The organism is Asticcacaulis sp. (assembly GCF_051956075.1).
Taxonomy (GTDB): domain Bacteria; phylum Pseudomonadota; class Alphaproteobacteria; order Caulobacterales; family Caulobacteraceae; genus Asticcacaulis.
This window is the reverse complement of the sequence record NZ_JBQCGA010000019.1, coordinates 1-22,452: the sequence shown is the minus strand read 5'-3', so window position 1 is coordinate 22,452 and position 22,452 is coordinate 1. Positions and strand designations below refer to the sequence as shown.

Here is a 22,452-nt window from a genome sequence, read left to right as displayed (position 1 = left end):
GGTTGTGGTCGAATCCTTACGCTCCGAAGACGATATGCGCGACCTGTTCCGCAAGGAGGTCAAGCCGCGCCTCGCCAAATATGACGAAATCGGAAGCTATAATCAGGAAATCTGAGGCGGAGTCCCCTCCGTCATTTGCTTCGCAAACGCCGCCTCCCCCGTAAACGCAGGGCCATCGCCTGTAGCCGCGCAGCGGCAAACCTTGCGACTTCACTTTACCGGCATTTACCAACGATAGCGGTAGCGTGCGATAAGCATGAACATCTGTCTTATCTGTGGATCAAAAAAAACCGACCTTCGCGCCCGATCCGACGGCAGTAAGAAAGGGTATCCACAGATGACACAGATGTTCTTAATCTCCTTCACGCTACCGCTATCGCCAAGGTCTGTTGCAAGAGGCTGTATTCGGGGGTCGCTTCCGGCGATGGAAAGGTGGATTTTCATGCAGGATCCGTCACACTCACGCCATATGCGATGGCTCCGCCCGTAAACGGGCGAGGATGATCAGCGTTCATTTTTTAACGCCCAGCACAAGGATGGCGGCGGCCAGCAGCAGGCAGCACAGCCAGCCGAAGGCGTCGCCAAGGCGGGCGTAGAGGGTCGCGACCTGACCCGCGGGCAGGACCGCCTGCACGACGCTGATCTGGGCTGACGACGGCGCTTCGGCGATGACGCGGCCATAGGCGTCATAGACGCCGAGATCGCCGTTGCGGGCGCTGCGGGCGATGGCGTAGCCGCTTTCGATGCCGCGCATCAGGGTCATGCGCGCGCCCATCCAGCCGTCCTGCCCCCAGGCGCCTTGAAAATCCCAGGCGGGCACGGCCATGAAGGCGGCAGTCTGCGCGTAGTCGCGACCAATCGACGGAATGTGCATGTCCTTGCAGATGGCGACACCCATGGTTTGAGCGGCGACCTGCACCTCAAGCGGCGCCTTGCCCGGCGTGTCGCGCGCCTCTAAGCCCGGCACGAGGCGCTGCTTGTCGTAAGCGCGCAATGAGCCGTCCGGGGCGGCGATAAGCGCGCGATTGTGATAGACGCCATCCGCATGGGTTTCGACGCCGACCACCAGCGTCGTATGCCCCGCCTGCGCCGCCGCGCGCACGTCCTGTTCGGCTTGTGCGATACCTGCGCCTTCAAGCAGGGCGATCTTTTCCGGCAGGACGGTGACGCCGCCAATCGCGGCATGAGCGGCGATCTGCGGCTGATAGACCCGCCACACCGTGTTCCAGTCCTTCGGCTCGCCATCGAAACGGTCGCTGGCGATCAGCGTCGCCGGGACGTGATGCGTAAGCGGTGAAGCGCTCAGGCGCAGCCCCGCGAACAGACCGGCGACGGCGAAAAGCGCCGCCACCGCAGCCGCCGGAACGCGCAGGCCGCTCACCCGCCTGCGCGCGATCCAGACGCCGAGCAGCGATCCCGGCAGCAAGACGACGAAAACGATCAAAGGGACGCCGCCCAGCGCCGCCAACTGGATCACCGGCAAGGCGTCCATCTGGCTGTAGGCCAGACTGCCCGCCGCCCCATGCACCGACACGATCAGGGTGAGCGTTTCAAGCGCGGCCATGAGAACGGGCAGCGTGAAGACGGCGCAAACCGGCGGCAGCTTGCGCAAAGCCATCTCGATCAGGCGCGCGGCGAAGCGCCAGGACAGGACGCGTAACAGGACCAGGATCAACAGGCCGAGCCCGATGCCGCTCAGGCTCAGATAATAGCGCACAACGAACAGGATCGTGAGCAGGCCGACCAGCGTTCCCATCCAGTGGGCGCAGCGTTTGTCGCCGGACACGGCGGGAATCAGCAGAGCTGGCGCAAGACACGGCGCCCACCACAGGGGTTGCAAGGCGTAGCCCGCCGCCAGCGAAAGACCGGCGGCGACAGACAGCGCGAGGCGCCACGGCAGGGGCAAGGACAGAAGTTCGGAAGATTTGGGCATGGTGCTTCTCCATCAGGACGCCCTTCCCTGTCAGGCCATTCGCACTGCCGCCAGCGCGACTTCGCGAACGGGCGAACGGGTGCGTGAGCCGGCGACGGGCATGGCAGGCCGTTGCCGCCGCCTTGCGATCTTGCTAGCGTCGGCGCATGAAGATCAGAGACTGGCGGGGACAATTCGGCGACGCGCGCTGGTGGGCGCAGGCTTTCGGCTTTGCGCTGATCGCGGGCGCAGGTCTGGGCGTGCTGGGGCCGTTCGGCAGCTTCCTGAATGGCGACATGGCGCTGCGCGTCTTTAGCTGGACTGGCAATCTGCTGGCCGGGACGGTGATCCTGGGCCTGATCGTGCCTTTTGTGACGCAAATTGCGCTGCGCCTTGGTCTGCCGCGCCTGTTCGGGGTCGCGGCAGGCGTGCTGATCGCAACAGGCCCGGCGGCGGGTTTTTCCTATATTTTCGGCCACTGGCTTTGGCCGCGTGAGATCGACCGGGTGCGCCCGATCGACTGGTTCACGCAGGCGCTGATTATCGAGATCGCCATGATCGCGCTATGGGTGCTGGTCATGCTGGCGCGCGAGTCCATACGGCCAGCGCCTACCGCCGCGCCTGAGGTTTCAACGCCCGATCTGAGCGCGCCGGTTCTGTGCCTGCACATGGAGGATCACTATGTCCGCATCCATCGCGCGGGCGGCTCCAGTCTTGAACTGATGACCATGAGCGACGCCATGGCGCGCTACGGCGCGGGCAAGGGATTGCGCGCGCACCGGAGCTGGTGGGTGGCCGACGCCGCGGTCACGGGCGCTGAGCGCGACGGGCGCAACTGGCGCCTGCGCCTGTCCAACGGGTTGAGCGTCCCCCTCGCCCGCGCCAGCGTCATCGAGGCGCGCGCGAAGGGCTGGATCAGGGAGTAACCTTCAGCAGGTTGTTGCTGCGGTTCTTGTCCGGGATGCGGTGATCGGGGTCGATTTCGGCGGACACGACCGTCTTGCCCGGCTCGATGAAGACCGTGGCCTGCGGACGGCGGATCCAGCTATCGGCTTCGAGGCGCACGTCGCGCGTCGTTCCGTCGCTGAACCTCACCCGCAAGGTGGCGGGCATGACCAGCTTGTCGTGGGCGCCGACCGTGATGATCGTGCCTTTTGACGGGTCGGGCTTGCCGTCCTTGTCGGTCACGGCGGCGATGGAATCGACGCCGAGGTCGAGCGTCCAGTTGTTGTCGTACCAGCCGCGCCACCACCACGACAGGTCTTCGCCGCCTTCGCTCTCCATAGCGCGGAAGAAGTCGTCCGGCTTGGGGTGCTTGAACGCCCAGGCGGCGATAAAGCGCTTAAAGGCCGGATCGAAACGGTCGGGGCCCAGTATCTCCTCGCGCAGCAGCTTCAACCCCAGCGCCGATTTGAAATAGGTGATCGGGTGGCGGTATTTTTCGATAATGGTGTCGGCGCGCGACAATATGGGCGGCGCGTCGGGGTCCGATATGACCGGGATGATCTCATCGACCGGATTGCCGCCGCCGGGGGCGAATTCGGAATCGCGCTTGGGCGCATATTCGCCGTGGTTGAAGTCTTCGGACTCGTAGGTGTCGATGAAAGTGTTGAAGCCTTCGTCCATCCAGGCGTCGCGGCGCTCGTCAAAGCCGACGATCATCGGGAACCAGCCGTGACCGATCTCGTGCGCCGAAATCCAGAACAGGGTCTTGCCCGCATCATCTATGCCGTCGAAGACAATGCCCGGATATTCCATGCCGGTCGCAGGTCCGGCGATATTGATCGCCGCGGGCCACGGATAGGGATACCAGCGCTTCGAGAAGTTCTCGACCGCATCCTTCATATATTCGGTCGAACGGCCCCAACGCTCCTTGCCCTGGCTTTCCGCCGGATAGAAGGACATGGCCATCGAGGTCTTGCCATTGGGTAAGTTGATCTTCGCCGCGTCCCACACGAACACCGACGAGGCGGAGAAGGCCACGTCGCGCGTGTCGTTCATATGGAAACGCCAGGTCAGTCTGCCCGGTTCTTTGGCGTCTTTCGAGGTCGGACGCGTGGCCGGGTCTTTGATCTCATCCGGCGAACGGATCATCACCGTCGCGTCCGAAGTCTTCGCCTGCTCGAAGCGTTTCAGCTCCTCTGGCGTCAGCACCTCCTTGGCGTTCGTCAGCTCACCCGAACCGGCGACCAGCATGTCGGACGGCACATTGATGGCGTAGTCGAAATCGCCGTATTCGAGGTAAAATTCCTGCGCCAGATAGGGCAGCGTGTCCCAGCCGCGGATGTCGTCATAGACGGCCATGCGCGGATACCATTGCGCCAGATCGTAGATCGGGCCGTCCTTGGCCATGCCCCAGGCCATGCGTCCGCCCCATTCGCCGGGAATGTCGAAGCGCCATTTGATGCGCACCTTGACCTGGCCACCCTTGCCCTTCAGCCCTGACGGCAAGGTAATGCGCAGGCGGGTGTCGTCCACCAGGGTTTCGGCCTTGACGAAGGCCTTGCCGTCGAACACCTCGACGGATTGCAGCGTATCGCCGCTGGAAAAGTTCTGGCCGTAATCGTGCGAGCCATTGCCCGAATGCGCGCCGCGGCTGTCCTGACGATAGAGGTTCTGGTCGAGTTGCAGCCACAGGACGTCAAGCGTATCGGGGCTGTTATTGGTGTAGGTGATGACCTCCTCGCCGCTCAGGGACGGCGCTTTCGGGTCGGCGTTGAGCGTGGCGTGGATGTCGTAATCGGCGCGGTTCTGCCAGTAGGCCGGTCCCGGCAGGCCGTTCGACGAGCGATAGGCGTTGACCGGCTGGCTCATCGGGCGCGGCGCGAAGGCCTCGCGCGGATTATAAGCTGTTTCAGCCGCCATTGCGGTCCCCGCCATCATCATGACGGCCATAGCCGTCGTCGCCATCCAGAATTTCATTGCGCCCGCGCCCGAGAAGTTTGGTTACCGGAGCAATTGCTTTCACCTGTCGCCCTCGCTGTCAACCGGCAGGTTATGACCGTAACGCCGTTCCTTCGCGCGATGAAAGGCGTCGGGGGTCTGCGGTTTGACGAACAGGGAAAAAACTTCGGGGCGCCGTCGCCGGATGGCGTCTTCGAGATCATCGACCAGCTTTTCGATATCCTCGACACTCTGGCCTGAGGCGAATTCCACACTGAGCGCCACCGCGACCTGATCGGGCGCCAGTTGCGTGGTGATGACGCCGTTGACGCCGTCAATGCCGGGAAAGGTCCGCGCCAGGTTTGCGATCTCGTCCTGCAAGGCCGGGTCGGCGCGCTCGCCGATCAAGAGCGCCTTGCTCTCGCGCGCCAGAAACCAGGCCACCACCGCCAGCACGAGGCCGATCAGCAGCGAGGCGATCCCGTCGAACCGTGGCATATGCAGTGTCGTCGCCGCCCAGGTGCCGGCGAGTGCAATCAGAATGCCGGTGATCGCCGCCGTGTCCTCCAGCAGCACCATGAATTTCGGCGGGTCTTTCGTGGCGACGAAGGCCTGCCAGTAGCCCATCTCGCCCTTGTCGCGATGCACGGAGCGAAAGGCGACGGTCCAGGACGCGCCCTCGAACACCAGGGACAGGCCGAGCACGATGTAGCTGACCAGCGGGTTTTCGATCGGTTGCGGATGCAGGAGGTGGATGACGCCCTGATAGAAGGAGACGCCCGCGCCGAGCGCGAAGATCATCAGCGCGACCATGAAGCTCCAGAAGTACAGTTCGCGGCCATAGCCGAGCGGATGCTGGGCGTCCGGCGCGCGGCTGGAGCGGTGCATGCCATAGAGCAGCAGAGCCTCATTACCGGTATCGACGAAGCTGTGGACCGCTTCGGACAACATGCCGGACGAGCCGGTGATCGCCGCCGCCGCGGCCTTGGTCGCCGCGATCAGCAGATTGCCCGCCAGGGCGGCATAGATGACGATTTTGTTCTCCTCAGCCATAAACGTCTTGTCGGGCGGGGCGGCGTAAGGATGCAATATGGGCGGCGCTTCACCGCATATGATAGAGGACGATGCCGCTGGTGGTGGCGACGTTCAGGCTGTCGAAGCCGTCCTGCATGTCGATGCGCACGGTTTCGCAGGCCGACATGACCTCCGGCGACAGGCCCGGCCCTTCGGCGCCGAACAGGAAGGCCGCGCGTTCAGCGGGAATCACCTCATCGAGCCGTCGCGTGCCGGACGGGCTGAGCGCATAGGGGGTGACATCAAGGGCGCGCAAAGACTCGATCACGTCATCCACGCGCACGCACGGCACGGAAAACACGCCGCCGACCGAGACGCGGATCGCCTTGCGGTACAGAGGATCGCAGCAGGCCCGATCCAGCACGACCGCATCGACGCCAAAGGCGGCCGCATTGCGCATCAGCCCGCCCATATTGTCGGTATTGCTGATGCCGCACAGGACCAGCAGCCGCGCCCTGCCTTGCGGAACCACGTCTTCAAGCGTCAGCGCGCGTTTCGCCCGGCCCAGCGCCAGATAGCCGCGATGGATGGCGAAGCCCGCCGTCTGGTCCATCACGCCTTGCGGGACGATATAGATGGGCGCGGTGACGCCTGACAGACCAAGCGCGGCCAGCCGTGACGGCGTGGTCAGGACGCTGACCGGCTCATAGAGGTCCGAGGCGAACAGGCGTTCGAGCACCACCTTGCCCTCGGCCATGAATTGACCGTCCCGCCCGGCCAGATCGCGGTCTTTCACATCGCGATAAGGCTCAAGGCGCGGATCGTTCGGATCGTCAATCTCAATGGGCGGGCTTGATGGGGGCGGGCTTGATGGCAGGTTTCGGCTCCTGTTGCGGACGGCCCCAGTCGCCGGACGGCGAGGACAGCGCTTCGAGCGCGCCGCGCCGCTTGGGCAGGCAATGGGGGTATTCGGTCTGGATGAAGGCGATCATCTGCTCGCGCACCAGACAGCGCAAGTCCCACGCTGTCGGCGAATCGACGGCGGAGACGAGAATGCGCACCTGCATGGTTTCTTCGGTAATGTCCACCACCTGCACATTCTGCACCTTGCCGTCAAACAGGGGCGAGCCGTCCAGGATGGATTTCAGCTTCGCACGCAGAGGTTCAATCGGCAGGCTGTAATCGGCGTAAAGATAGACCGAACCGATGATATTGGCCGAGGTGCGCGTCCAGTTCTGGAACGGCTTTTCCAGCAGATAGCTGATCGGCAGGATCATCCGGCGCCAGTCCCACAGCCGCACCACGACATAGGCCAGGGTAATCTCCTCGATCCAGCCATATTCGCCTTCGACGATCACCGCGTCCTCAAGCCGCACCGGCTGGGTCAGGGCGATGACGATGCCCGCGAACAGATTGCCGAGCGTCTTCTGCGCCGCAAAGCCGAGGATGATGCCCGCGACCCCCGCCGAGGCCAGCAGACTGACCCCAATGGCGCGCAACTGATCGAACAGCAGGAAGATGGCGGCCAGAGCCACCAGCAAGATCAGGAAGGAGACGATGCGCTTGACCACCACGATCTGGGTGTGGACCTGACGCGCGATCAGATTGTCCTTGGCCGTCATATCATAGCGCTTGGAAATCGCCTGCGATACGACATCGACAATGCGGATGGCCAGCCAGTAGAGCAGCGCGACTGAGGTAACTTTTACGAGGCCGGAAAAAAAGGGCCTCTGGATCTCCTCTGGATAGGTCAGTTGCAAGGCCAGAAAGATCAGCAGCACCGGCATGACCGTATAGACCGGCGGCCTGAGGCGATCGACATGCACCAGATGCGACAGCCGCACGCTGCGCTTGATGATGCGCGCGGTCACGGCCAGCACAGCGCGCGCCAGGGCCAGACCGATGACAAACATGACGACGATGATGACGGAGACCAGCACCGCTTCCGGCACAGCGGCTTTGAGGTCGGAAAAGAAAGGCATGTCCGCTCCGTTTTGAGATTGTCCCCTCGCGCCTGCAACACAACCGCTCAGGTACAAGGATGCAATAGCCGAAGGACGGTTTTCGTCATGACAATGCCGTGAGGCGCCATAGGCCCGCACTTGCCAGCCGGAGAAATCCGGCATAATGTGATCACAATATTTCACGGCGCCCCCGGCGGCCCTTGCGGTCGCGGACCTCGTCGCTCTTGCCGTCCACACAGATTTGTGACGGCAAAAGCTCTGGCTGGTGTCATGATAATCCAGATTCAAGCGACTCTCAGGGGCTTTGCATGTCCGCCGACAGCTATATGAAATCCAAAAACAAGCGCCACAAGGCGTTCGCCAAACGCGGCGCCACCGACGCCGAGGAGGCCCGGGCCTGGCTGCTCAACCAGAATATCGAGGAGATCGAGTGCCTGATCCCCGACCTGGCCGGGGTGGCGCGCGGCAAGATCATGCCGTCGAAAAAGTTCCTCAACGCGCCCTATATGAACCTGCCTTTGGCCGTCTTCTACCAGACCATCACCGGCGATTATCCAGAGCTGGAAGGCGTGGTGGACGCTGTTCAGGCCGACACCGACATCTTCCTCAAGCCGGATTTCCGCACATTGAGCGCTGTGCCGTGGGCGCACGATCCGACCGCGCAGGTCATTCACGACGCCTTCCATCCCGACGGACGCCCGGTCGAGGAAAGCCCGCGCCAGGTGCTGCGCCGCGTGCTCGGTTTCTATGAGGCCAAGGGTTGGAAGCCGGTGATCGCGCCGGAACTGGAATTCTATCTGGTCGAAAAGAATGTCGATCCCGACTACCCTCTCAAGCCGCCGATCGGGCGCTCAGGCCGACCTGAAACCGGACGGCAGGGCTATTCGATCTCAGCGGTCAATGAGTTCGACGCCCTGTTCGAGGACATGTACGAATATTGCGAAAGCCAGGGGCTGGAGATCGACACCCTGATCCACGAATCGGGCGTGGCGCAGATGGAGATCAACCTGCGTCACGGCGATCCGCTGGAGCTGGCCGATCAGGTGCTGATGTTCAAGCGCACCATCAAGGAAACCGCGCTTGAGCATGACATTTACGCGACCTTCATGGCCAAGCCGATGGCCAATGAACCCGGCTCGGCCATGCACATCCACCAGTCGATCGTCGATCTGAAAACCGGCCAGAACCTGTTTTCCGATCCCGACAGCGGCCAGCCGACCGAGGCCTTTTTCAACTTCATCGCCGGGCAGCAGAAATATATGCCCGCCATCACGCCGCTGCTGGCCCCTTACGTCAATTCCTACCGCCGCCTGTCGCGCGGATCGGGCGCGCCGGTCAACACGCAATGGGGCTATGACAACCGCACGGCGGGGCTGCGCGTGCCGCCCGCCGACCCGGACAACCGGCGGCTGGAAAACCGCATCCCGTCCTCGGACGCCAATCCGTACCTGGCCATCGCCGCCGTGCTGGCCACCGGCTATCTCGGCATGGTCGAAAAGCTGCGGCCGTCAGATCCGGTCGAAAAGGATGCGGGCAATCTGCCGCCGGGCGACCTGCCCTATTCGCTGGTGCAGGCGATCATCAAGCTGGAGCGGGCGGAATCGCTGATCGACATTCTGGGGCCGCAATTCGTCACCGCCTATTCGCGCGTCAAGCTGCACGAGTACGAGACCTTCATGCGCACCATCAGCCCGTGGGAGCGGGAGTTCCTCCTTCTCAACGTGTAAGTCGTGCGCAATACCGGCCATCCCGCACAGTCCTGGTACGCGCAAACCGCGCCCATCACGCCGCGTCCGGCGCTGGAGGGCGACGCCGATTGCGACGTCGCCATCATCGGCGGCGGCTTTACCGGGCTGGGCGCCGCGCTGGAGCTGGCGAAGGCCGGGGTCAGCGTGGTCCTGCTGGAGGGCGCGCAGATCGGTTCGGGCGCCTCCGGGCGCAATGGCGGTCAGGTGCATACCGGCCAAAGGCTCGATCCCGCAACGCTGGAGCAGAAGCTGGGCGCCGACGCGGCGCGCCAGCTATGGAGCATGTCGGAGGACGCCAAGACCAGTCTGCACGGCCTGATCCGCGATCATGGCATAGACTGCGACTGGCGCCCCGGTCTGATCCACGCCTGGCATAAGCCGGGTTTCGCCGCCGAGGACCGCGCCTATGGCGACTTTATCGCCAAATTTTACGGTTATGAGGGGTTTCGTCTGCTGTCCAGGACCGATGTCGCGCAGGAACTGGGGACCGACGCCTATCACGGCGGATCGTTCGATGCGGGCGGCGGGCATCTGCACCCGCTGAAACTGGCCTTGGGGCTGGCGCGCGCAGCGGAAGGCCTTGGCGCGAAGCTTTACGAAAACAGCCGGGTCTGCGCGTGGACGCCCGTGGCGGACGGCGCGCGCCTGTGCCTGCAAAGCGGCGCGCGCGTGACGGCGAAGACGGTCCTCGTCTGCGGCAATGGCTATATGGAGGGTTTGAGCGAGCGCATCGACGCGCATGTTATGCCGATCAACAACTTCATCCTGACCACCGAACCGCTGAACGATCCGGCGGTGCTGCCGAACGACTATGCGGCGGCGGATTCGCGTTTTGTCGTCAACTACTGGCGCAAGACGGCGGATGGACGGCTCTTGTTCGGCGGCGGCGAGAACTATACGCCGTGGTTCCCGAAGGACATAGCCAGCTTTGTGCGCCGCAATATGCTGAAAATCTATCCGCAGCTCGAAAAGGCGCGCATCAGCCACGCCTGGGGCGGAACCCTGGCCATAACCTTGAGCCGCGCGCCGTTCGTGCGGCGGCTTAAACCCAACATCCTTGTCAGCGCCGGGTACAGCGGTCAGGGCGTCGTGCTGGCCCCGTATTTCGGTCGTTTACTGGCGCGCGCCGTGCTGGGTGACGACCGGGATGTCGAGCTGTTGAGCCGCCTGCCCGCCCCGGCCTTTTTCGGCGGCCGCCTGCTGCGCTGGCCCGCCCTGGTCGCTGGCCTTAGCTATTATGCGCTGCGGGATAGACTATAGCGGCGCGATAGACGGTGAAGGCCCCTGGGCGACGCCGTTGAGAAGAAATTGGTCTGCTGCAATTCACGACAGGCGTTCAGTTCGGTCACGATACGGTCCGCCTTCGATCCCTTATGGTATAAGATATTTCGTTGCAAAATTTACCTTGCGTCACTCAGATGCGACACTCCTGCGACAACAGGACCAATTTGCCCGACAAAAACTGCCGGGCGCGTCAGCTTTAAGACCTGATTAACCTTCGCCTGCGGAAGACTTTTGTTGCAACGCAAAAGAAGGTTCCCGACCATGACCGCCTCTCCCCAGGCCAGTGCCCAGCGTAGCGTAGCGTCACAAACCGTCTCTCTTTCCGATATCATCTCCCAAACCGCGCACGCCAAGGCCGTCACCGCCGGCAAGGTGCGCGACATTCGGCAGGTGACGTCCAAACTGCGCATTCTGGCGCTCAACGCCCTGATCGAGGCCAAGCATGCGGGCGACGCCGGACGCGGCTTTTCGGTCGTGGCCGACGAGGTGCGCGGCATTTCCGGCGAGGTCGAGACGCTGGCGCGCGATCTCAGCCATGAGATCGTTACGCTCGACAATCTCACCCAGTCTCTGGCGACGCAGAGCCAGGGCGCGCGCCTGATCGATCTGGCGCTCAACGCCATCGAGATCATCGACCGCAACCTCTATGAGCGCACCTGCGACGTGCGTTGGTGGGCGACCGATTCCGCCCTCGTCGATCAGGCCGCCGATCCGACGCCGGAGCGCGCCGCCTATGCCTGCGAGCGTCTGGGGGTCATTCTGGACTCCTACACCGTCTATATCGACCTGTGGCTGTGCGACCTTGACGGGCGCATCATCGCCAATGGCCGTCCGCATCAGCACCGGGTGATCGGCGCCGATGTCAAGGATCGCCTGTGGTTCTCGCGCGCCATGGCCCTGCGCTCAGGCGCGGATTTCGCCGTGGCTGACATCGCGACCGAGAGCCTTTTGGGCGGGGCGCAGATCGCCACCTACGCGACCGGCGTGCGGCGCGGCGGTAAGGCCGATGGTGAGCTGATCGGCATTCTCGGCATCCATTTCGACTGGCAGCCGCAGGCCAGGGCTGTGGTCGAGGGCGTCCGGCTGGCTGAGGACGAGAAGGCGCGCACGCGTGTGCTGCTGATCGACGCGCAAGGGTTGGTCATCGCCGCTTCAGACGGCAAGGGGGTGCTGAGCGAGCACGTGCGGCTGCGCACAGAAGGCCGCGCCCTGGGTCACTATGTCGATAATCACAGCGGCGCCATGATCGCCTTCCACCGCACGCCCGGCTACGAAACCTATCAGGGGCTGGGCTGGTGCGGGGTGATCATGCAGACGGGCGCGAACTGATCTGCGGAAATGGTCACCAGAAATGGAAGCGATTAAAGCCCCGACCGACCGGGCTGAGGTCGAGGCTGAAGGTCTGGCTGATGAAGTGTAAAACAGGAATAATCAGCGCATAGCCGTAGAAGAAGACCAGCAACAGCGCGCCGACGGCAATCAGGCCGGCGATCTTCTGCGGCACAATGCGGCTAAAGCTTGCTGGCGCCCATGGACGCAGCGCCATGAAGCCGTCCAGACCCGGTATCGGCAGGATATTGAGCACGAAGGCCATCAGCTCGAAAAAGGCGAGCAAATAAAAGGCGTCGCTGAGCGGTCCCCGCGTCGCAAGCCCAGCCAGCAGAGCCAAGACGGCGCAGATCAGCGTGGTCAGCGGTCCGGCCAGAGCCACAAGGCTCTGTTGCCACGGCTTTTTGATCAGGTCGGTGCGGATCATCACCGCGCCGCCCGGCAGGGCGATACCGCCCAGAACCAGCGCGATCACCGGCAGGATCAGGCTGCCCGCGCCGCGAAAATACAGCAGCGGATTGAGGCTCAGATAGCCTTTGGCGGCGATGGTGTCGTCGCCAAAGGCCGCCGCTGTGGCCGCATGAGCGTATTCGTGCAGACACAGGGACACGATCCAACCGAGCAGCACAAAGCCGAAGGTGGCCAGAGCCGCCGCCTGCGGCAGACCCGCAAGCGCCATGCCGCAGACAATCCACCCGGCGAGAAGAAGCAGGAACTGCGCGCTGATGTTTTTCATGCCGTCAGTTACGATGCAGGCGGCGAAAAAGGCAAGCGGTTACAGCGCGCGCAGCACCGGTTCGGCTTCGGTCAGGGAGCGGCCCAGAATATCGACCAGTTTGTCGATCTCGGCCTCGGTGACGATCAGCGGCGGGCACATGACGATGGAGTCGCGGATGGCGCGGACCATCAGGCCGTTCTTGATGCACAGGTCGCGCACCACGGGACCGGCATGGCCTTCTGCGCCTTTGAAGCGTTTATTCGTGCCCTTTTCGGCCACGATCTCGACGGCGCCGATCAGGCCGAGGCTGCGCGTCTCGCCGATCAGCGGATGCGCGTCGAGCCGTTTCAGGGCCTTGGCGAGATAGGGGCCGGTGACGTCGCGGGTGCGCTCAATCAGGTTCTCGCGCTCCATGATCTCGATATTGGCGAGCGCCACGGCGGCGCAGGTCGGGTGGCCGGAATAGGTGTAGCCGTGGACGAAGTCGCCGCCCTTTTCGAGCATGACATCGACAATCTGTTTCGACACGCCGACCGCCGAGATCGGCAGATAGCCCGACGACATGCCCTTGGCCATGGCGATCAGGTCGGGCTTGATCCCCCAGTGCTGGTGGCCGAACCAGTGGCCGAGACGGCCAAAACCGCAGATCACCTCGTCGCAGACCAGCAGGATGCCGTATTTGCGGCACAGGGCCTCGACCTTGGGCCAATAGCTGTCCGGCGGGATGATGACGCCGCCCGCGCCCTGCACCGGCTCGCCGATAAAGGCGGCGATTTTTTCAGGGCCGACTTTCAGGATGCGGTCCTCAATAGCGTCCACGCAGGCTTGCGCGAAGGCGTCGGGGTCTTGGCCAAAGCCTTCGCCGAACAGATAGGGCTGGGCGACGTGTTCGACGCCCGCAATCGGCAGGTCGCCCTGCTCGTGCATAAAGCTCATGCCGCCGAGGCTGGCGCCCGCCACGGTCGAGCCGTGATAGGCGTTGTGGCGCGAAATGAAGACCTTGCGTTGCGGCTCGCCCTTCAGATCCCAGTAATAGCGCGCCAGACGAAAGATGGTGTCGTTGGCTTCGGAGCCGGACGTATTGAAGAAGACGTGAGTGAGATCAGGGTTTCCGATCTGCGTCTTCTCGGCGATCTTGGCGGCCAGCCTGACCGGCGGCGGCGTCGCGGTCTTGAAGAAGGTGTTGTAATAGGGCAGCTCCAGCATCTGCTCATAGGCGACGCGGGCCAGTTCCTCGCGCCCATAGCCGACATTGACGCACCACAGCCCGGCCATGCCGTCGAGCAGGGAATGGCCTTCGGCGTCGGTGATGGTGCAGCCCTCGGCGCGCGTGATGATGCGCGATCCGCCCAGTTCGTGCTGGAGCCTATAGTCGCTCTGAGCGGGCAGGTGGTGGGCCAGGTCGAGCGCTTTCAGCTCGTTCATATCGTAATTGCGCAAAGGGGGGCGAGCGGGCGCGTTCATGGCGTGACTCCTCCTCGATAAATGGGAATTTGCATCAACTCTCGGCTATCCAGCGGCGAAAGTCAAATATTGTGATCACAATTTTGCGTGTTGCGCGCCGATATCCTGTCCGCGCAAGGCGGCGCCGAGCAGACGGAAGAAAACCTGGCTGTCGGGGTTCTGCTCCGGCTTCCATTCGGGGTGCCACTGCACGCCCAGCAGTTGCGCGCCGCCGATATTGGCGCTGAAGGCCTCGATCAGGCCGTCCTGAGCGCGCGCCTCGACGTTCAGCCCCTCGCCCAGCTTATCGACGCCTTGATAATGAACGGAATTGACGATGAGGCGATCCTTGCCACAGGCCGCCGCCAGCACGCCGCCAGGCGTCAGGGCGACCTCGTGAACATGGTCGAACTGCTGATCAAAGGACGTACTGTCCGGCGCGTGGTGAGCGATAAAGCCGTTCTGACCATAGCCGAGATCGCGGCGCAGCGTGCCGCCCAGCACGACATTGATCTCCTGAAAGCCCCGGCAGACGCCAAAGACCGGCTTGCCCGCCGTGGTCATGGTCTCGATCAGGGCCAGAGACACGGCGTCGCGGCCCGGATCGAACGGCCCCTCGCCCGTTTCGGCGTCGCCGTAAAGCCCCGGCTGCACATTGGACGGCGAGCCGGTCAGCATCAGGCCATCGAGACGCGCGCTCAACGCCCTGGCGGCGGCCAGACCCCCGATCGGCGGGATCAGCAGGGCGTGGCAATCGCCATAGACAGTCGCCGCGCTGACATAGCGCTCCATCACCGCATGAGCATTTTCGACGCCGACGGTGCGGTTGCAGGCGATAATGCCAACGACGGGTTTCATGACCTCAGCTCAACAAGACCGCGGGCGAACAGGCGTGGAAGCTGAGCCAGACCTTTTCGTCCCAGGTGAAGTCTTCCTGATCCCAGCGCGTCAGGTTGGAGCGCACCACCTTGATCAGGCGACCGCCGTTGATCTCGATCTCGTAGTTCGTTTCCGAACCGAGATAGACCATGTTCTTGATGACGCCCGCGATGACATTATAGCCTTCGGGCGCGTCATCGACCTTGGGCGGGGGCGCATCGCCGCGCTTATGCATCTCGATTTTTTCCGGTCGCACGGCGGCCCAGACCGCAGCGCCGGTCGCGCCGGTGACGCCATGATCGATATAGATCGGGCCAACATCCTGCGTCGCGATGACGGCGTGATCGGGCTCATCGACGTCGAGACGGCCCTCGAACATGTTGACGCTGCCGATGAAGTCGGCGACGAAACGCGAATTGGGAAATTCGTAGAGATCGAGCGGCGTCGCCACCTGTTGCAACAGGCCCCTGTTCATCACCGCGCAGCGCGTCGCCATGGCCAGGGCCTCGTCCTGATCGTGGGTGACCATGATGAAGGTGATGCCGACCTTTTCCTGCAAGTCGGCCAGTTCCGAGCGCATCTGATCGCGCAGCTTGGCGTCGAGCGCCGACAGCGGTTCATCGAGCAGCAGCACGCGCGGACGCTTGACGAGGGCGCGCGCCAGGGCGACGCGCTGGCGCTGGCCGCCGGAAAGCTGGTCCGGTTTGCGCGCGCCATAGCCGCCAAGCTGCACGAGGTTGAGCGCCGCCTCAGCGCGCTCCATGCGCTCAGGTTTGGCGACCCCATCCATCCTCAGACCGTAGGCGACATTGTCCAGCACCGACATATGCGGAAAGACCGCATAGGACTGGAACACCATATTGACCGGGCGGTGGTTGGGCGGGGTCGTTGAAACATCCTGGCCGTCGATCAGGATGCGACCTTCGGTCGGCGTCTCGAACCCGGCCAGCATGCGCAGGAGCGTGGTCTTGCCGCAACCGGACGGGCCAAGCAGCGAGAAGAATTCCCCCTCATTGATGGTCAGCGAGACATTATCGACCGCCGCGACCTTGCCGAAGCGTTTGGTGATGTTTTCGAACTGGATGATGGGTTTGGTGTCGGTCATGGCTTTACTGCTGTTCCGAAGCGTGACCGGCGGTCAGAGCCGACGATCCCTGGAATTTGAGGGCGATGAAGGTCAACATGACCGTCAGCAGGATCAGGATGGTCGAGGCGGCGTTAACTTCGGGCGTGACCGAAAAGCGCACCATCGAATAGACCTTGACCGGGAAGGTCAGCGTGTCCGGCCCTGCGGTGAAGAAGGTGATGACGAAGTCATCGAGCGACAGGGTGAAGGCCAGGAGCGCGCCCGCGATCAGCGATGGTTGCAGGTGCGGCACCACCACATCCCACAAGGCGCGCATTTCCGACGCGCCCAGATCCTTGGCCGCCTCCTCCAGTTCACGGTTGAACGAGCCGAGCCGGGCGCGCACCACCACGGCTACGAACGGGAAGGAGAAGGAGACGTGGCTGATAATGATGGCGCCGAGGCTGAACGGCCAGGGCAGTTCGTGCGGCCACGGCAGCACCTTGGCGAAGAAGACCAGCATGCCGACGCCCATGCAGATTTCCGGCACCACGATCGGGATGGCCAGAGCGCCGTCCAGCACCGACTTGCCGGGGAAGCGGAAGCGCCACAGGGCGATGGCGATCATGGCGCCGAGGACCAGCGAAATCACGGTCGAACAGGCCGCAATGGTCAGCGAATTGCCGAAGGCCGTGATCAGGCTGTCGTCGTGGATCGCCTTGTCGTAATATTTGAGCGTAAAGCCGCGCCAGACGACATTGGCGCGCGAATTGTTGAAGCTGAACGCCATCAGGGTGATCAGCGGCGCATAGAGGAAGACCAGCACGGCGCCGACGCTCACCTGGATCGGCCAGCGGCGTAAGTATTCCAGCGGACCCGGCGGCATTTTGCGCGGCTTTACAGGCGCGGTCGCGGCGATGTCGCTCATGACTGAACCTTTCGCTTGTTGGCGCGTTCGATCAGGCCCTGAACAATGACGCCGATAAAGGTCATATAGACGAGGATGAAGCTGAGCGCCGCGCCGAACGGCCAGTTATTGGCGCGCTTGAACTGGGATTCGATGACATTGGCGATCATCTGGCTGTCCGGCCCGCCCAGAAGGTCCGGCGTCAGATAGGAGCCGAGCGCCGGGATGAAGGTGATCAATATGCCCGACGCGATGCCCGGCCCGGCCAGCGGCACCATGACGTTCCAGATGGTGCGCAAATGGCCTGCGCCGAGATCGAGCGAGGCTTCGAGCAGCGAGCGGTCCATACGGTCGAGCGTCGAATAGAGCGGCAGCACCATGAAGGGCAGGTTGACGAAAACCAGACCGAAGATGACCGCGAAATTGTTATAGAGCAGGGTGAGCGGCTGAAAGTCGCCCATATGCAGACCCAAGGCGGTCAACTGGTTCCAGATGAAGTGATAGACCATGTTGACATAGCCTTCGGTGCGCAGGACCGCGATCAGCGCATAGGTGCGGATCAGAAGATTGGTCCAGAAGGGCAGCATGATCAGCATTAGAAGCCAGCTTTTCGCCTTCTCGCTGGCGAAGGTGATGGCCATGGCGACCGGAAAGCCGACCAAAAGACACAGGAAGGTGGTGATCACCGCGATGATGATCGACTTCCAGAAAATGCCCAGATAGAGCGGATCGAAGGCGTGTCTGTAATTCATCCACGTGCCGGTGAAGGCGACGTCGATCAGCCCCTTGTTCTCGCCGAACGAATAGAGCCAGACAATGCCCATCGGCACGATGAAAAAGGCGACCAGCCAGAACACCGGCGCGGTGATCAGGGTCGCGAATATGCTCTTGGCCTGACGCCAGCTCTGTTCCAAGCCCGCCTCCAAACGCGAAAAACAAGACCCGGCGGAGACGCTCTCCGCCGGGTCGGATCAGATAGTTAGTTAGCTACCCGCCGCCGCTTTGATGCGGGTGGCGATCTCCTCATACTTCTGCGCGCGGTCGGCGCCCGGATACTGGCCGTATTCGCACTTGGCCAGCAGGTCCGCAGGCGGGAAGATGATGTGATTGTTCTTATAGCTGTCCGGCATCAGCGCCTTGGCGGCGTCGTTCGGCGTCGGATAGAGGATGGTCTTGGAGATTTCCGCGCCGTTCTGACCGTCGAGGATGAAGTTGATGAACTTGTGCGCATTGTCGGGACGCGGCGCGCCGGACGGAATGGCCAGGGTGTCCGAGGACAGTTCGGAGCCTTCCTTCGGAATGACGAAGTCGAGATCGGGGTCTTCAGACGCCTTTTGTGCGATGTCGCCATTATATTCGATGACCAGATCGGCGTCGCCATTGGCCAGAAGCTGATCGCCTTCGTCGCCGGTGAATTTCAGCAGATAGCCCGACTTGACCAGTTTCATCAGCATGGCTTCGATCTTGACCAGCCCGTCATCGGGGATCGCGTTCAGCGAATAGCCGAGATACTTGCCCGCCAGACGGATCAGGTCGGCGGAATCGCCGAGGATGGTGATCCGCTTCTTGTATTCGGTCGGCTCGAACACGTAGGAGAAGGAGTCGGGAATATGGCCCGGCTTCATCTTCGATTTGCGGAATCCGAGACCCAGGGCCAGCCAGGTATAGGGCAGCGAATATTTGCGGCCCGGATCATAGACCGGGTTCATAAAGCTGGCGTCGATATTCTTGATGTTCGGGATCTTGGCGTGATCCAGCTCCATCAACAAACCGGCGTCGCGCAGGCGCGGCACATAGTCATTGGTCGGCACGATGACGTCAAAGCCCGGATTGCCCGCCTTCAGCTTGGCGAACAGTTCGTCATTGGAGGCGAACAGGCTCATATTGACGTCGATGCCGGTCGCCTTCTTGAAGTCCGACAGGGTGGTGTCGCCGATATATTCGTCCCAGTTATAAAAGTTCAGCTTGGGCTCCTCGCCCGAAGTCGAGCCGGTCTTGGCGCCCGGCTTGGAGCAGGCCTCAAGCCCGGTGAAGCTGATGCCGACAGCGGCGGCGCCCAGCGCGGTCAGCAGCGAACGTCTCGATGTTCCGTAACCCATAAGCTGTCTCCTTCTCTCATAAGTTAAAAGAGGCCCCCGTTCGGCAGACAGTCCGTGCGGCAGCCGGGGTGGTGCGCGGAAAGTGCGGTGACCTCAGAGGAATACGGCTTTACCAAGCTGTCAACCGCTAAATGTGATCACAAGCGCCACAAATGTTAAGTTTTTGCGGCGCCGTTGCGCAGATGTCCAACCGTCGCCGGTCAGGCATTGCGCAAATACCAGTCATAGTCGAGTTCGGTGACCTCTTCGAAGAAGCGCGCCTGCTCGGCCCGCTTGACCTTGACATACATGTCGATGAAGCGGTCGCCGAGGTAATCGCGCAAAACTTGCGACTTATCGAGATAATCGACCGCGGCGTACCAGTTGGTCGGCAGCTTGGCCCCCGTCTCCGCCGCCACCGCATAACCATTGCCAACCACGGCCGGACCAGGATCGGTCTTCTGCGTCAGGCCGTGGTGCGCGCAGGCCAACACGGCGGCCAGCACCAGATACGGATTGGCGTCGGCGCCCGCGACGCGATGCTCGACATGGCGGGTGTGGGCCGGTCCCGCCGTGACGCGCAAACTGACCGTGCGGTTGTTGACGCCCCAGGTCAGGCCGACCGGCGCGTAGGAATTGGCCTTGAAGCGCTTGAACGAGTTGGCGCCCGGCGCGAGAATGCCCATGCAGTCGGCCAGATGATCCTTCATGCCGCCGATCATGGTTTTCAGCAACGGTGAGCCTTCCGGGTGTTCGTCGGCGCACAGATTCTTGCCGTCCTTGTCCGCCACCGAGACGTGGACGTGGAAGCCGGAACCGGCCTCTGTCGCCCACGGCTTAGCCATGAAGGTCGCCTCGATGCCGAGCGACAGCGCGACGCCCTTGGCCATGCGCTTATAGATAATCGCATCGTCGGCGGCCCGGAGCGCGTCCGGCTTGTGCTTGAGCGTCAGTTCGACCTGACCGGGGGCAAATTCCGAGATCGCGCCCTCCAGCGGGATTCCTTGCGCGTCCGCCGTCTCCCACAGGGTGCGGAAGAAGTCGCCATGCGCCTCGATCTCCGGCAGGCCATAGACCTGGGTGCCGCGCGGCGTCTCGCCGGTATTGAAGCTGGCGGCGGGGACGAGCTGGCCGTCCTTGCGTTCGATATCGACGAGATAATATTCCAGCTCGCAGGCCACCACTGGCGTCAGGCCATCGGCTTCATAACGATCCAGCACACGTTGCAGGACATGGCGCGGATCGAGATCGTTGGGCGTCCCGTCGAGTTCGTACAGCGACAGCATGACCTGCGCGACGTCCTCGCCCAGCCACGGCGCGGGAACCAGCGTGCCCGGCACAGGCTTGGCCACGCGGTCGGCGTCGCCGTCCTCCCAGACAAGCCCCGTCTCCTCAACATCGGCGCCGAGCGTGTCCACCACAAGGATCGAGCCGGGCAGGAAGCGGCCATACTCATAGATCGGCAAGAGTTCATGCCGCCGCAGGCGCTTGCCGCGCGGCACGCCGGTCATCGAGGTGAAAAAGACCTCGACATAGTTGATGTGCGGATGCGCGTCCAGAAAGGCTCTGGCCTCGGCGATGTCCGCCACTTTTGCGTTGATTTGGGTCATGTCGTCGTCCGCCTTCAAAGACAAAGCCAGATATCCGCAAACGCCTTCGTCGCCTCAATCAGGCGGTCGATGGCGTCGTCGTGGGTCTGGGGTGAAATCAGCATCATATTGTGGAAGGGCGCAATCAGCACGCCCTGATTGATCAGGTAGAGATGATAGGCTTCGAGCGCGTCATGATCGAGAACAGAGCGCATGGCGGCGGCATTGCGCGGCGGCGTTGCGGCGAAGATCAACTCGGCGCGCGCCCCGACATGCACGACGCTCCACGGCGCGCCGGTTCCGGCGATCACGCGGCGCAGCCCCGCCACCAGCCGCTCGGCGCCGCGCAGCATGTGGGCGTAAGACGCCTCGGTAATCACCTCCTCCAGCATGACCGCGATGGCGCGCATGGCCAGGGCGTTGCCGGACAAGGTGGTGCCGATACCCGACGATCCCGCCCCGGCCCGCACCTGCGCATCGTCCATGCGCGCGGCGACCTCCGCCGTGACGCCCCAGACCGCCGCCGGGACGCCGCCCGCAATCGCCTTGCCGATCACCAGCATGTCGGGGCGTAACTTATGCAGACCGACATAGCCCGCCGGACCTGACGACAGGGTGTGGGTTTCATCGAGGATCAGCAGGCTGCCATAACGAAAGGTCAAACGGCGCATCGCGTCGCTGAAGCCGTCATCGGGCAGGATCATGCCGCAATTGGTCATGACCGGCTCGGCCAGAACGCCAGCGATCTCGCCGGTCTTCAACGCGGCTTCGAGCGCATCAAGGTCGTTGAACGGGATCACTGTCGTGGTCCGGGTCAGGTCGTGGACCTGCCCGATCAGGCCGGGCTTATTGCGCGGCTGATCATTTTGCAGGGTGACAAAGGCGTCCTCGACCATGCCGTGATAACAGCCGTCGAAGACAAGAATTTTCGGCCTCTGCGTCACGGCGCGCGCCCAGCGAATCGCCGCCCGGTTGGCGTCCGAAGCGGTGGTCGCCACCTGCCATTGTGTCAGGCCGTAAGGGCCGAAGCGCTCATTCAGCCGTTCGCCTGCGCGGTTCGACCACTTCGTCGGCAGCATGAAGCCGACGCCCTCGCCCGCCTGTTCAGCCAGCGCCCTGTGCAGTTCGGGGCGCGCATGGCCGAACATGGACGGCGTGTCGCCGAGGCAGAAATCGTCGTAACTGATGCCGTCCGCATCGGTCAGGCGCGCGCCCTTGGCGTGCTCGACATAGAGCGGAAACGGCGAGGCCCAGTCGCGCATCCAGTGCATCGGCACGCCGCCGCGCCACGCCGCCCGCCCCTGATCGGCCAGGTCGCGCGACCGCGGATGCGCGGCGACAAAGGCCTCGCGCTGTTCGGTCAGGAAGGTTTGCCAGTTCAAAACACCACCTCCCCTCTCCCCATCCTCATGGGGAGAGGACAAGAGCCGAGCAAAGCGATGGCGATCGGGTGAGGGGCTGTCTGCCGACTGAGCGCAATCGTCAAGCAGCCCCTCACCCGGTCAACGGCGCTGCTGGCGCAGCTTGTTTCCCGTCCTCTCCCCTCATGAGGGGAGAGGGGGAAACGATTGTTCGTTAGGGATGATGGCGTTCGTCTGATCAGATTCAAATCTCCCCTAACCCGCCATAAGAGATGTA

General features: G+C 63.0%; 19 protein-coding genes. 5 read left to right on the top strand and 14 right to left on the bottom strand.

Translation table 11 applies throughout. The features are described 5' to 3' along the window. Nucleotides 1-115: hypothetical protein (locus ACTHLA_RS05495; protein ID WP_440186081.1), on the top strand; the 115-nt coding region annotated here is incomplete at its 5' end. Nucleotides 116-511: 396 nt separating this feature from the next. Here ACTHLA_RS05495 and ACTHLA_RS05490 read toward each other — a convergent pair. Further along, complete coding sequence (locus ACTHLA_RS05490) at nucleotides 512-1,933, bottom strand: nitrilase-related carbon-nitrogen hydrolase (protein ID WP_440186078.1); 1,422 nt, start codon at nucleotides 1,931-1,933, stop codon at nucleotides 512-514. A gap of 146 nt (nucleotides 1,934-2,079) precedes the next feature. On the opposite strand from ACTHLA_RS05490, the gene ACTHLA_RS05485 reads away from it, so the two are divergent. Continuing rightward, entirely contained in the window at nucleotides 2,080-2,838 is a 759-nt protein-coding gene (locus tag ACTHLA_RS05485; protein ID WP_440186077.1) for a LytTR family DNA-binding domain-containing protein, read from the top strand. Here the strand turns inward: ACTHLA_RS05485 and ACTHLA_RS05480 are convergent. Genes ACTHLA_RS05480 through ACTHLA_RS05465 form a run of 4 tightly spaced genes read right to left on the bottom strand, consistent with a single transcriptional unit; the run spans nucleotide 2,828 to nucleotide 7,791 of the window. Beyond that, nucleotides 2,828-4,822, bottom strand: coding sequence for a M1 family metallopeptidase (locus ACTHLA_RS05480; RefSeq protein WP_440186076.1), 1,995 nt, complete (start codon nucleotides 4,820-4,822; stop codon nucleotides 2,828-2,830). The two genes, ACTHLA_RS05485 and ACTHLA_RS05480, sit on opposite strands and share 11 nt — an antisense overlap. Nucleotides 4,823-4,876: 54 nt before the next feature. Further along, on the bottom strand, nucleotides 4,877-5,848 hold the full coding sequence (locus tag ACTHLA_RS05475; protein ID WP_440186075.1) for a cation diffusion facilitator family transporter: 972 nt from the start codon (nucleotides 5,846-5,848) through the stop codon (nucleotides 4,877-4,879). Between the two features lie 49 nt (nucleotides 5,849-5,897). Further along, nucleotides 5,898-6,605 (bottom strand): TrmH family RNA methyltransferase, encoded by a 708-nt coding sequence (locus ACTHLA_RS05470; protein ID WP_440186074.1) that lies wholly within the window; start codon nucleotides 6,603-6,605, stop codon nucleotides 5,898-5,900. A 43-nt stretch (nucleotides 6,606-6,648) separates the two neighbouring features. Beyond that, nucleotides 6,649-7,791 carry a mechanosensitive ion channel family protein gene (locus tag ACTHLA_RS05465; RefSeq protein ID WP_440186073.1) on the bottom strand — a complete coding sequence of 381 codons (1,143 nt, stop codon included), beginning with the start codon at nucleotides 7,789-7,791 and terminating at the stop codon, nucleotides 6,649-6,651. 308 nt (nucleotides 7,792-8,099) lie between these two features. Here ACTHLA_RS05465 and ACTHLA_RS05460 point away from each other — a divergent pair, with 308 nt between their 5' ends. The 3 genes from ACTHLA_RS05460 (at nucleotide 8,100) to ACTHLA_RS05450 (ending at nucleotide 12,134) form a co-directional block, all read left to right on the top strand. Then, on the top strand, nucleotides 8,100-9,500 hold the full coding sequence (locus ACTHLA_RS05460; protein WP_440186080.1) for a glutamine synthetase family protein: 1,401 nt from the start codon (nucleotides 8,100-8,102) through the stop codon (nucleotides 9,498-9,500). A 3-nt stretch (nucleotides 9,501-9,503) separates the two neighbouring features. Further along, nucleotides 9,504-10,781, top strand: a complete 1,278-nt coding sequence (locus ACTHLA_RS05455; protein WP_440186072.1) for an NAD(P)/FAD-dependent oxidoreductase — start codon at nucleotides 9,504-9,506, stop codon at nucleotides 10,779-10,781. 285 nt (nucleotides 10,782-11,066) lie between these two features. Then, entirely contained in the window at nucleotides 11,067-12,134 is a 1,068-nt protein-coding gene (locus tag ACTHLA_RS05450) for a methyl-accepting chemotaxis protein (RefSeq protein WP_440186071.1), read from the top strand. A gap of 13 nt (nucleotides 12,135-12,147) precedes the next feature. Here ACTHLA_RS05450 and ACTHLA_RS05445 read toward each other — a convergent pair whose 3' ends face one another. The 9 genes from ACTHLA_RS05445 to ACTHLA_RS05405 form a co-directional block, all read right to left on the bottom strand. Continuing rightward, nucleotides 12,148-12,870: a site-2 protease family protein gene (locus tag ACTHLA_RS05445; RefSeq protein WP_440186070.1), complete on the bottom strand. Its 723-nt coding sequence runs from the start codon at nucleotides 12,868-12,870 to the stop codon at nucleotides 12,148-12,150. A 39-nt stretch (nucleotides 12,871-12,909) separates the two neighbouring features. Beyond that, the gene (locus tag ACTHLA_RS05440; protein ID WP_440186069.1) at nucleotides 12,910-14,316 is read right to left on the bottom strand and encodes an aspartate aminotransferase family protein; all 1,407 of its coding nucleotides are present in this window, start codon (nucleotides 14,314-14,316) and stop codon (nucleotides 12,910-12,912) included. Between the two features lie 75 nt (nucleotides 14,317-14,391). Continuing rightward, nucleotides 14,392-15,153 (bottom strand): gamma-glutamyl-gamma-aminobutyrate hydrolase family protein, encoded by a 762-nt coding sequence (locus ACTHLA_RS05435; protein ID WP_440186068.1) that lies wholly within the window; start codon nucleotides 15,151-15,153, stop codon nucleotides 14,392-14,394. Between the two features lie 4 nt (nucleotides 15,154-15,157). After that, nucleotides 15,158-16,279: an ABC transporter ATP-binding protein gene (locus ACTHLA_RS05430; RefSeq protein WP_440186067.1), complete on the bottom strand. Its 1,122-nt coding sequence runs from the start codon at nucleotides 16,277-16,279 to the stop codon at nucleotides 15,158-15,160. A gap of 4 nt (nucleotides 16,280-16,283) precedes the next feature. Further along, the gene (locus tag ACTHLA_RS05425) at nucleotides 16,284-17,168 is read right to left on the bottom strand and encodes an ABC transporter permease (protein WP_440186066.1); all 885 of its coding nucleotides are present in this window, start codon (nucleotides 17,166-17,168) and stop codon (nucleotides 16,284-16,286) included. Beyond that, nucleotides 17,165-18,061, bottom strand: coding sequence for an ABC transporter permease (locus ACTHLA_RS05420; protein ID WP_440186065.1), 897 nt, complete (start codon nucleotides 18,059-18,061; stop codon nucleotides 17,165-17,167). Before ACTHLA_RS05420 ends, ACTHLA_RS05425 begins: the two co-directional genes overlap by 4 nt. Before the next feature lie 69 nt (nucleotides 18,062-18,130). After that, nucleotides 18,131-19,246, bottom strand: coding sequence for an ABC transporter substrate-binding protein (locus ACTHLA_RS05415; RefSeq protein WP_440186064.1), 1,116 nt, complete (start codon nucleotides 19,244-19,246; stop codon nucleotides 18,131-18,133). 200 nt (nucleotides 19,247-19,446) lie between these two features. After that, nucleotides 19,447-20,826 carry a glutamine synthetase family protein gene (locus ACTHLA_RS05410; protein ID WP_440186079.1) on the bottom strand — a complete coding sequence of 460 codons (1,380 nt, stop codon included), beginning with the start codon at nucleotides 20,824-20,826 and terminating at the stop codon, nucleotides 19,447-19,449. Nucleotides 20,827-20,849: 23 nt separating this feature from the next. After that, nucleotides 20,850-22,196: an aspartate aminotransferase family protein gene (locus tag ACTHLA_RS05405; protein ID WP_440186063.1), complete on the bottom strand. Its 1,347-nt coding sequence runs from the start codon at nucleotides 22,194-22,196 to the stop codon at nucleotides 20,850-20,852. Nucleotides 22,197-22,452 lie beyond the last annotated feature (256 nt).